12 protein-coding genes are annotated in these 9,813 nt (G+C 76.2%); 7 read left to right on the top strand and 5 right to left on the bottom strand.

The window, feature by feature from the left end:
• Positions 1-323, top strand: a 323-nt coding sequence (locus tag PSR1_RS18535) for a HEAT repeat domain-containing protein (RefSeq protein ID WP_193388386.1), incomplete at its 5' end; no start/stop codon positions are given.
• On the opposite strand, the gene PSR1_RS18530 is transcribed toward PSR1_RS18535, so the two are convergent.
• From PSR1_RS18530 to PSR1_RS18515, 4 genes are all read right to left on the bottom strand, one after another.
• Positions 320-2,089, bottom strand: a complete 1,770-nt coding sequence (locus tag PSR1_RS18530; RefSeq protein ID WP_059438922.1) for a secretin and TonB N-terminal domain-containing protein — start codon at positions 2,087-2,089, stop codon at positions 320-322. The genes PSR1_RS18535 and PSR1_RS18530 overlap by 4 nt on opposite strands.
• An 11-nt stretch (positions 2,090-2,100) precedes the next feature.
• Positions 2,101-2,634 (bottom strand): anti-sigma factor, encoded by a 534-nt coding sequence (locus tag PSR1_RS18525; RefSeq protein ID WP_059438921.1) that lies wholly within the window; start codon positions 2,632-2,634, stop codon positions 2,101-2,103.
• Entirely contained in the window at positions 2,631-3,221 is a 591-nt protein-coding gene (locus PSR1_RS18520) for an RNA polymerase sigma factor (RefSeq protein WP_059438920.1), read from the bottom strand. Before PSR1_RS18520 ends, PSR1_RS18525 begins: the two co-directional genes overlap by 4 nt.
• Positions 3,222-3,412: 191 nt before the next feature.
• On the bottom strand, positions 3,413-4,654 hold the full coding sequence (locus PSR1_RS18515) for an SLC13 family permease (protein ID WP_059438919.1): 1,242 nt from the start codon (positions 4,652-4,654) through the stop codon (positions 3,413-3,415).
• Between the two features lie 88 nt (positions 4,655-4,742).
• Between PSR1_RS18515 and rtcA the strand changes: the two genes are divergently transcribed.
• Positions 4,743-5,858: an RNA 3'-terminal phosphate cyclase gene (gene rtcA, locus PSR1_RS18510; RefSeq protein WP_059438918.1), complete on the top strand. Its 1,116-nt coding sequence runs from the start codon at positions 4,743-4,745 to the stop codon at positions 5,856-5,858.
• Between the two features lie 6 nt (positions 5,859-5,864).
• On the opposite strand, the gene PSR1_RS18505 is transcribed toward rtcA, so the two are convergent.
• The gene (locus PSR1_RS18505) at positions 5,865-6,809 is read right to left on the bottom strand and encodes a magnesium transporter CorA family protein (RefSeq protein ID WP_059438917.1); all 945 of its coding nucleotides are present in this window, start codon (positions 6,807-6,809) and stop codon (positions 5,865-5,867) included.
• Between the two features lie 76 nt (positions 6,810-6,885).
• Between PSR1_RS18505 and PSR1_RS18500 the strand changes: the two genes are divergently transcribed.
• From PSR1_RS18500 to PSR1_RS18480, 5 genes are all read left to right on the top strand, one after another.
• A complete protein-coding gene (locus PSR1_RS18500) occupies positions 6,886-7,287 on the top strand; it encodes a hypothetical protein (protein ID WP_059438916.1) in 402 nt (133 codons plus the stop codon).
• A gap of 54 nt (positions 7,288-7,341) precedes the next feature.
• Positions 7,342-8,427 (top strand): Mrp/NBP35 family ATP-binding protein, encoded by a 1,086-nt coding sequence (locus PSR1_RS18495; RefSeq protein WP_059438915.1) that lies wholly within the window; start codon positions 7,342-7,344, stop codon positions 8,425-8,427.
• 15 nt (positions 8,428-8,442) lie between these two features.
• A complete protein-coding gene (locus tag PSR1_RS18490; RefSeq protein WP_059438914.1) occupies positions 8,443-8,934 on the top strand; it encodes a hypothetical protein in 492 nt (163 codons plus the stop codon).
• The gene (locus PSR1_RS18485; RefSeq protein WP_059438913.1) at positions 8,931-9,275 is read left to right on the top strand and encodes a hypothetical protein; all 345 of its coding nucleotides are present in this window, start codon (positions 8,931-8,933) and stop codon (positions 9,273-9,275) included. The genes PSR1_RS18490 and PSR1_RS18485 overlap by 4 nt, the downstream gene beginning before the upstream one ends.
• 79 nt (positions 9,276-9,354) lie before the next feature.
• Positions 9,355-9,813, top strand: a 459-nt coding sequence (locus tag PSR1_RS18480; protein ID WP_059438912.1) for a dual specificity protein phosphatase family protein, incomplete at its 3' end; no start/stop codon positions are given.

The following is a 9,813-nucleotide window of genomic DNA, read 5'->3' as shown; positions in this document are numbered from 1 at the left end:
CGCTCGGCAAGACCGGCGCGCCGGCCGCGGTGAAGCCGCTGGTGGACTGGCTGGGGCGCCCGGGCTCGCTCGCGGACGCCGAGGCCATCGAGGCGCTCGCGCAGCTCGCCGCCCGCGACGCCGGGCCGGCCATCGCCGCGCAGCTCACCGCCGATCGCGCCGAGGTGCGGGCGGTGGCGGCGCGCGCCATCGGGCGGCTCCGCCACGAGCCGGCCGCGCCGCGGCTGGAGGCGCTGCGGAGCGACTACCACGGCCGGGTCCGGCGCGCCGCGGTGGAGGCGCTGTCCCGGCTCCCGGCCGGCGCGCCGCGGGTGCGGCGCTAGAGGGCGGCGGGGGGCGCCGGCGTGGTGGGCAGCACCGGCGGCGACTGCTGGCCGAACCGCGAGCGGAGCACCGCGCCGAAGGTGACGAGCCAGGTCGCGATCCAGACCAGCGCCCCGACGAACGGGATGTGCGCGAGCACCACGAAGATGGCCGTGCCGAGCGCGAGCTGCAGCACCACGGTGCGGCGCTTCTCCGGCACCGGCAGCGCGCGCCCGACGTGGAAGGTGAGGGCGGTGACGCCGAGGACGCCGGCCGCGATCATGCCCAGGATCTGCACCGGGATGAGCAGGATGCCCACCACCGTGACGGCGAGCAGCACGAGCAGCACCGGCATGGCCACCGTGCCGAGCGTCCCGGCGAGCAGCGACTTGCCCGGGCTCGCGACCATGTAGCTCGCCACCGCCTCCAGCCGCCGCGGGAACAGCGCCAGCACCAGCAGCCCGAGCACGAACAGCACCGCGAAGGAGATGAGCGCCTCGAGCACGGTCAGGATGGGCGACGCCTCGCGGAAGACGCTCGAGGCGGTGTGCCCGACCACGCCGGGGAGGCTGGGGAACGGGATGGACTTGGTGTCGCCGCCCACGGTGGCGCTCGGGTCCACGATCACCCGGCCGCCGATGCTCGTCACGTCCTGCTCCACCGCGGCGCCGGGCCCGATCTCGACGTCCCCGCCCACCGCCACCACGTTGCGCGTGACGGCGCCGCCGGCCAGCTTCGCGCCCCCGAACACGGAGGAGACGTCGCGGGCCGCGGCCCCGCGGTCGAGCTGCACCGAGCCGAACACCGCGGACACGTCGCGGGCCGCGGCGCCGCCCTGCACCTGCACGTTGCCCCGCACCACGCTCACGTCGCGCACCGCCTCGCCGGACCGGACCACCACGTCCTGCCCGGTGGACTGCCGATCGCGCCCGCCGCTCTCGTCCACCTCGCGCCCGGCGCGGCGCAGCTCGCGCTCGGCCTGGCGCAGCGCCTCCTCGGCGGAGCGGCGCGCGTCCTCGGCGAAGCCCGGGGGGAGCCGCAGGTCGAAGCGGTCGGCCTGCGCGAAGCGGTCCACGCGCACGGTGATGAGCGAGCCGGTCCGCTCCGCGGCGAGCCCGGCCTGCACCAGCACCGCCTGCAGCGCCTCCTCCACCGGGATGTCCACGAAGTGGCCGCTCACGGTCCCGGCCGCCTCGTCGGGGATGACCACCGAGAGCCCGGCCGACTTGCAGAGGGTCCGGAGCGCGTCGGCCACCGGGGTGTGGTCGAAGTCGCCGGTGAAGCGCTTGCCGGTGGGCTTCTCGAACCCGGTGAGCGCCCCGGCGGCGGCGCGGGGCCGCTCGAGGCGGGGCGCGACCACCACCATGTCGCCGGAGCGCGTGGCGACCAGCTCGGTCCCGGCCAGCGCCGCCTTCAGCGCGTCCTCCACCGGCACGTTCCGGAGCTTCAGGACCAGCAGCTTGTTGCCGGTGCGCCCGGTGTTGAGCACCACGTTCCAGCCGGCGGCGTCGGCGATCTCCTCGAGCGCGTCGTCCAGCGCGGTGGTGTCCTCGAGGGTGACGCGCTTGCCGGAGGGCGCCGGCCACTCGCCCTGCAGCACGGACGGCGGGGCCGGGTGCTGGGCCGGGGCGGGCGGGGCGGGCGGCGCCGGGACCTCCGGCCGGGCGCGCGGCGCCGGCTTCTGCGGCGGCCGCGGGGCCGGGGCGGTCGCCTGCGCGCGCGTGACCGGCGGCGGCGGTTCGGGGCTCTCGAAGGTGAGCGCGGCGAGGAGGAGGGCGAAGAGCATTCTGGCTCCGGTCAGACGAGCTCTGCGCGCGCCGAGGGGATGAGGCGCGAGAGCGCGAACAGCAGCGGGACGGCGAGGACGGCGCAGGCGAGCGCGAGCTGCAGGCGGAGCGCCGAGAGCAGGGTGCCGGCCAGGCCGGCGCCGAGCCGCAGGACCTCGCCCGCCGAGCCGAGGCCGCCCGCGAGGCGGCTGGCGGCGGGCGCCCACGTTCCGGCCCCGGCGGCCACCACGGTGACGCCGATGGCGACCAGCACCGCGGCGAGGATGGCCGTGGCGAAGCGCCGCTCGCGCCGGACCGCGCGCTCGCGGGCGTCGATGCGGGAGAGCACGCCGGCGGTGAAGTCGCGCGGCAGCTCCGGGACCTCCAGCGCGCCGAGCGCCTCGCCCAGCGCGTCGCCGAGCACGCGGTAGGACTCGGCCAGCGCCTGGCACTCGGCGCAGTCCCCGGCGTGCGCCAGGACCTCGTCCGCCTCGGCCTCGAGCAGCGTCCCGTCCACCAGGCGCTGCGCCTGGGCATCCGTGAGGTGTCCGGTGAAGGTCGTCATGGCGTCATCTCCGGGGCGCTCGCGTCGAGCGTCGCCTTGAGCCGCGCGCGGGCGCGGTGCAGCCAGGTCATCACGGTGCCGATGGGGACGTCCATGGCGGCGGCGATCTCCTTGTAGGAGAGGTGCTCGACGTGGAAGAGGTGCACGACCTCGCGGTAGTTGGCCGGCAGGGCCGCCACCGCGGCCTCGAGCGTGCGCGCCAGCTCGCGCCGCTCCAGCGCGTCGTCGCCGCGGGGTGCGTCGGGGTCGGCGAGGTCGCGGGGCGCGCCGTCCTCCGGGTCCGCGTCCAGCTCGACCCGCTGCGCCTGCGGCAGCCGCCGGCGGAGCACGTCCAGGCAGTGGTTCCGCGCGATGCGGAGCAGCCACGGCGCGAACGGCTGCGTCGGGTCGAACGCGGCCAGGCTCGCGTACGCGCGGGCGAACGCCTCCTGCGCGGCGTCCTGCGCCTCGTCCTGGTCCCGCAGCAGCCGGACGCACAGCGCGAACACGGTGCGCTTGTGCAGGTCCACCAGCCGGGAGAAGGCCTGCCGGTCGCCTCGTGCGGCCGACCGCGTCCACGCGGCCTCGCCGGACAGTGAGGGACCCAACGAGCGCTCCTTCGCGGGACAGGTGAGCGCGAAAGCTAGATCGGGGAGTGCGGCCACCGCAACCATGCAGAACCTACGGGGAACGGCGGGGTGTATTTCGGCGGAGCGGTCGATCTCACGCTCCGTCCACCCCCGTCCGGGGTGCGTCCCCGGAGGTGTGAAAAGCTTCTGTCTTCCCAGGCGGTTGACGCCTACCCGATCAGCCCCAGCCGGTGCTCCAGGAGCAGGATCCCGAGCCCGGCCGCGACCGTCGCCGCCGTGACCACCGCGCCGACGCGGAAGAACCGCCAGAAGCCGATGCGGCCGCGCGAGCCGGCCAGCTCGAGCACGATGACGTTCGCGACCGAGCCGACGATGGTCAGGTTGCCCGCCAGCGTGGCGCACAGCGCGGTCGCCAGCCAGAGCAGGGTGGGGTCGGCGAGGCGGGGGATCCACTCGCCGGCGAGGATCACGAACGGGACGTTCGAGACCACCTGCGACGCCGCGATCGAGAACAGCCCGAACACCGCCGACTGCCGCGCCGGGTCCGCCCCGAGGAGCGGGGCCACCGCCTGGTACATCCGCTCGGTCACGCCGGCGCGCCCGATGCCCGCCACCACCACGAACAGCCCCGCGAAGAACACGAGCAGCGGCCAGTCCACCCGCTGGAGCGCCTCCCGCGGCGCGCGCCCGGCGATGGCCATGCAGAGCGCCGCCGCGAACAGCGCGGTCCAGGCGAGCTCGAGGCCGAGCAGGAAGCCGGCCACCGCCAGCGCCAGCGCGCCGAGCGCCTTCGCGAGCAGCGCCCGGTCCACCTCGGGCGCCGCGGGGCGGCCGCCGGCGAGCGGGCCGCGGGGCAGCGCGCGGCGGAACAGCGCGTGGAGCAGCGCCGCGACCAGCAGGAGCGAGGCGAGCGCCGGCAGCGCCAGCGCGGCGGTGAAGTGCGCGTAGGAGATCCCGGACAGCGTCCCGACGATCATGTTCTGCGGGTTGCCGGTGAGCGTGGCCGCCGAGCCCGCGTTCGACCCGAACGCGACCGCCAGCAGGTACGGCAGCGGCGGCAGGTCCGCGTCGTCCACCATCCGGAGCACGAGCGGGGTCATCATCAGGCACACGGTGTCGTTCACCAGCAGCGCCGACAGCGCACCCGCGGTGAACACCACGCCCCAGAGGAGCGTCCGCGGCGTCCCGGCCGCGCGCAGCACCCTCCAGCTCGCCCACCGGAAGAAGCCCGCCTCGCCCAGGTAGGCGGTCAGGACCATCATCCCGAGGAGCAGGCCGAGCGTCTCGCCGTTCACCGCCGCGCCGCCCTCCGCCGGCGTGAGCACGCCGAGGGCGACCATCAGCACCGCGCCGAGCAGGGCGGCCGCGGGGCGATCGAGCGACAGGTACGGGAAGCGGCCGGCGGCGACGGCCACGTAGGTGAGGGCGAAGACGGCGACGGCGGCGATCACCCGCGCCTTGTAGCACGCCCCGGGGAGGGGGCGCCCTGGGGGCCAACGCGCGCTTAACGCGGCCGCCCCGCCGGACTACATTGCGCCGATGCCGGCGGATCTTCCCATCGTGCTGGACGGCAGCGCCGGCGAGGGCGGGGGCCAGATCCTGCGCACCGCGCTCGCGCTGTCGGCGGTCACCGGGCGGCCGTTCACCATCGAGCGCATCCGCCAGCACCGGATCAAGCCGGGCCTGCGCCCGCAGCACCGCGAGGCGGCGCGCGCCACCGCGCGCATCGTGGAGGCGGAGCTCGCCGGGGACGAGGTCGGCTCGAGCGCGCTCGAGTTCCGGCCGCGCCACGCGCCGCGCGCGGGCGACTGGGCGTTCGACATCGGCACGGCCGGCTCGACGCCGCTCCTGTTCCAGACCGTGTGCTGGCCGCTCGCGCTGGCGGGCGCGCCGTCCACGCTCACGCTCCGCGGCGGCACGCACCAGGACCACGCGCCCACGTTCCACTACCTGGCGCTGGTGTGGGCGCCGGCGGTGGCGCGGCTCGGCTTCCGGTTCGGCCTGGAGCTGCAGGCGGCCGGGTTCTACCCGGAGGGCGGGGGCGAGATGACGGCCCGCATCGAGCCGGCGCACCCCATGCCACCGCTCGACCTGCGCCACCGCGGCACGCTGCAGGACGTCGAGGTGGTGTCGATGGTGGGCGGGCTCGGCTTCGAGGTCGCGGAGCGGCAGGCGGCGCGCGCGCTGCGCGGCCTGCGCGACGCGGGGATCTCGGCGGAGGCCGAGCGGGTGCCGGTGCCCTCGCGCGCCTCGCGCGGCGGGCACGTGCTGCTGGTCTCCACGTTCGAGCGGACCCGCGCCGGCCACGGCGCGGTCAGCGCGCGCGAGCGGACGCCGGAGGAGGTCGCGGACCTCGCGGTGGAGGGGCTCCGGGATCACCTCCGCGGCGGCGCCGCGGTGGACCTGCACCTCGGCGACCAGCTGCTCCTGCCGGCCGCGCTGGCGGCGGCCGGGATCCTGCCCGCCGCCCCCGGCGTCGTGCCGGTGACCCGCTACACCGTCGCCGCGGTCACGCGGCACCTCACCACCAACGCCGAGGTGGTCCGCAGGTTCCTCGACGTCGAGATCGCGGTGGAGGGGCGCGAGGACCAGGAGGGCGAGGTGCGGGTCCAGCCGCCCGGCGCCCGCGGCGAGGTCGTGCCCATCGGTCGGTGAGAAGGGCTACAGCCAGCGCTTGCGCCGGAACACCGCGTACATCGCGACCGGCATCGCCACCATCGACAGCAGCACCAGCGGCACCGCCACCCGCGGCGGCAGGATGTCGAGGTTCATGCCGAAGAACGTGCCGATGAAGTTGAGGGGCAGGAAGATGGTCGAGATGAGCGTGAGGCGCGTCATCACCGAGGAGAGCCGGTTGTTGGTGGACGAGAGGTAGGCGTCCATCGCCGAGGCGAGCAGGTCGCGCCCGGTGTCGATCTCTTCGGTGAGCCGCACCGCGTGGTCCACCACGTCGCGGAAGTAGATGGCGGTCTGGTCGCGCACCAGCGCCTGGCCCGGCCGCGCCAGCGTGGCGAACACCTCGCGCTGCGGGGCGAAGCGCTTGCGGAGCAGCACGTGCTGCCGCCGCGCGGTCAGGATCCGGTCGAGCAGCTCCTCGTCGCTCTCGCCGCGCCGCTCCGCGAGCACCGCCTCGGCCAGCTCCTCCACGTCCGCGGTGAGCGCGTCCACCAGCGTGAAGTGCGCGTCGGTGATGGCGTCGTGGACGAGGTACAGCGCGAAGTCCACGCCGCGCCCGAGCAGCTCCGGCTCGGAGGCGCACCGCTCGAACACCCGGTCCACCTCGGCGATGCGGGCGGAGTGCACCGTGACCAGCGCCTCGGCGGTGAGGAAGGCGTCCACCTCGTAGGTGACGAGCTCGGAGTCGTCCGGCGCGGGCGAGATGCGGTGGACCACCGTGAACAGGTTGTCCGAGTACTGCTCCAGCTTGACCCGCTGGTCCTCGTGGGCCGCGTCCTCGAGCGCGAGCGGGTGGAACCGGAACCGCGCCGCCAGGAACGCCATGTTCTCCGGGGTGGGGGCGAGGTCGATCCACACCGGCGCGCCGGGCCCGGCCAGCTCCTCCCCGCCGGACCGCACCTGCCCGCCCTCGAACCGGAGCACCCGCATCCCCGGAGCGTATCACCGGGGGCCGCCCCGGCGTGGCGCCGTGGCGCGGCGCAGGCCGGGGTGGTATCGGTCGGCGGTGCGCCGCCGCCGGATCGCCCCGCTGTGCCTCTGCGCCGCGCTCGCCTGCGCCGGGCCGGGGGCCCGCGCCCCGGCGCCGCCCCCGGCCGGCCTCGACGAGGCGGCCGCCCGCGAGGTGCTGCGGCGCTTCTCCGACGCGCTCGGCGAGGGGCGCTGGCCGGACGCGCTCGCGCTCCTGTCGGCGCGCTGGCAGGGGGCCTACACCCCGGCGCGCCTCGCCACCGACGCCGCCGGCGCCGGGCCGGCCGGGAGGGAGGCGGCCGAGCGCGTGCGCGCGCTGCTCGGCCAGGGGGCGTCGCTGCGCGACGTGGGGGGCGCCCGCGTGCTGGACGTGGGCGGGGGACGGCGCGCGGTGCTGGTCGCCGAGGGCGGGCGGTGGCGGGTGGACGCGCTGGAGTGAGCGGCGCCCCCTGGAGATTGAGAAGGCGGGGGCGCCCCGCTATAAAGGCCGACCATGCCGCTCGACAACGCCGCCGCGCTCGAAGCCCTGAAGAAGGTCATGGACCCGGAGCTGCACCGGGACCTCGTCTCCCTCGGGATGGTCAAGGATCTCGTGGTCGAGGGCGACGCCGTGCGCCTGAAGGTGGAGCTCACCACCCCGGCCTGCCCGCTCAAGGACACCATCGGCCGCGACGTGGAGGGCGCGCTGCGGCGCGCCGGCTTCGCGCGGGTGGAGATCCACTGGGGCGCGCAGGTCCGGTCCGCGCCGGGCGTGGCGCAGTCGTCGCTCACCCCCGGGGTGAAGAACATCGTGCTGGTCGGCGCGGGCAAGGGCGGCGTGGGCAAGAGCACCGTCGCCATCAACCTCGCGGTGGGCCTCGCCCGCCAGGGCGCCAAGGTCGGCATCCTCGACGCGGACATCTACGGACCGTCGGTGCCCATCCTCACCGGCCTCGACCAGAAGCCCACCTCGCGCGACGGGCAGAAGCTCGATCCGCTCGAGGCGCACGGCATCAAGGTCATGTCGATCGGCTTCCTGATCGACCCCGAGCAGGCGCTGATCTGGCGCGGGCCGATGGTCACCGGCGCGCTGGTGCAGCTGCTGCGCGACGTGAACTGGGGCGAGCTGGACTACCTCGTGCTCGACCTGCCGCCGGGCACCGGCGACGTCCCGCTCACGCTCGCCCAGAACGTGCGCGCGGCCGGCGTGGTGCTGGTCTCGACGCCGCAGGACGTGGCGCTCGCCGACGTCATCCGCGCGAAGCTCATGTTCGACAAGGTCTCCATCCCGGTGCTCGGCCTGGTGGAGAACATGTCCGCGTTCGTGTGCCCGCACTGCCGGCACGAGACGGCCATCTTCGACAAGGGCGGCGCGCAGGCCGCGGCGGAGAAGATGGGCGTGCGCTTCCTGGGCGCGGTGCCGATCGACCTCGCCATCCGCGAGGGCGGCGACAAGGGCGTCCCGGTGGTCGCGGGCGCGCCCGACAGCCCGCAGGCCGAGGCGTTCCTGAGCGTGGCACGCAACGTGGCCGGCGCGGTCAGCACGCAGGTGCTGAAGGCGCCGCGGCTGCCGGTCATCGGCGCGCAGCCGCGCGCCTGACGCGAGGAGGGCGCCGTGGAGGGGCGGCCGCCGTTCGACGACGACGAGGTGCCGGCGGGCGAGCCGGACGACGCGCTCGAGGACGCCGGGCTGGAGCCGGACGTCGCGGCCGGCCCGGGCGTGCGCGGGCTCATCCCCGACACCGTCAAGAAGGCGCTGCTCGCCGGCGTGGGCGCGCTCTTCATGACCGAGGAGGGCGCCCGGCGCCTGGCGCGCGACTGGAAGCTGCCGAAGGACGTCATCGCGTTCATCGGGCAGCAGGCGCAGGGCGCCAAGGGCGAGGTCCTGCGGGTGTTCTCCGACGAGGTCCGCCGCTTCCTCGAGTCGGAGGCGGTCCGGCGCGAGTTCCTGAAGGCGCTCTCCTCCATGGCCATCGAGGTGAAGGCGGAGATCCGCCTGAAGCCCGCGGCCGACGGCGGGACGCCGCGGCCGGAGGTGAAGGCCGAGGTGAAGGCGCGGCGCCCCGGGCCGGCGCGCGGACGCCGGCCGAGGAAGGACCGGGCGTGACGCGGAGGCCGCTCCTGCGGCTGCTCCTCCTCGCCGGCGCGATCGGCGTCGGCGCGCTCCTGTTCCGGGCGGCGCCGCGCGACGTGGAGCTGGTCTACGACGTGCGCGGCATCCCGGGCGCGACCGGCCTCGAGGTCGAGGTGCGGCGCGGCGCCGAGCTCATGCGTCGGGCGGAGCTGCGGGTGCCGGCCGGGCAGGCGCTGGTGCACCACCCGGTCCGGCTCCCCGACGGCGCCTACCGGCTCGACATCCGCGTCGAGTCCCCCGAGGGCGCGGTGGCGATCGAGCGGCCGCTCGAGGTCCGCGAGGCCGGGACGGTGGTCCTGCCGCTCGGCCGCTGAGCGCGCGCGCCGGCGGGCGCCGGCCGCGGCCGGGGCTCGCGCCCGTGCCGCGGCGCGCCGGCGGGTGCAACGTTCCGGGGTGATCGACCTTCACTTCGTCGCGCCCGGCCTGGCGGTGGGGGCCTGCTTCCCGGCGGAGGCCGCGCTGCGGCTCGCCCGCGAGCACGGGATCCAGCGGGTGCTGGACGTCCGCGGCGAGGCCTGCGACGACGCCGAGGCGCTGGGCGCGTGCGGGATCCGGCTGCTGCACCTGCCCACCCGCGACACGTGCGCGGTGCCGCAGGAGCGCCTGCGCGAGGGCGTGGCCTTCGCGTGCGAGGGGCTGGCGCGGGGCGAGCGCGTGCTCGTGCACTGCCAGTACGGCATCGGCCGCAGCGCGCTGGTGGCGCTGTGCGTGCTGGTGGCCCGGGGCGTCCCGCCGCTCGAGGCGCTGGCGCAGGCGAAGGACGCGCGGCCGGTGATCTCGCCCAGCCCCGAGCAGCTGGAGGCGTTCGTGGCGTTCGCCGCGCACGTGCGCGGCGAGGCCGGGGCGGCCTGG

This window comes from Anaeromyxobacter sp. PSR-1 (assembly GCF_000964525.1).
Lineage (GTDB): Bacteria > Myxococcota > Myxococcia > Myxococcales > Anaeromyxobacteraceae > Anaeromyxobacter.
Note: the sequence above shows the minus strand (reverse complement) of the source record. Positions and strands in the feature narration are given on the sequence as shown.

Coding starts and splice junctions, on each gene's coding strand:
- PSR1_RS18530 (WP_059438922.1), bottom strand. CDS start 2,089: ATGCTCTTCGCCCTCCTCCTCGCCGCGCTCACCTTCGAGAGCCCCGAA.
- PSR1_RS18525 (WP_059438921.1), bottom strand. CDS start 2,634: ATGACGACCTTCACCGGACACCTCACGGATGCCCAGGCGCAGCGCCTG.
- rtcA (WP_059438918.1), top strand. CDS start 4,743: ATGCCGGCGGATCTTCCCATCGTGCTGGACGGCAGCGCCGGCGAGGGC.
- PSR1_RS18505 (WP_059438917.1), bottom strand. CDS start 6,809: ATGCGGGTGCTCCGGTTCGAGGGCGGGCAGGTGCGGTCCGGCGGGGAG.
- PSR1_RS18495 (WP_059438915.1), top strand. CDS start 7,342: ATGCCGCTCGACAACGCCGCCGCGCTCGAAGCCCTGAAGAAGGTCATG.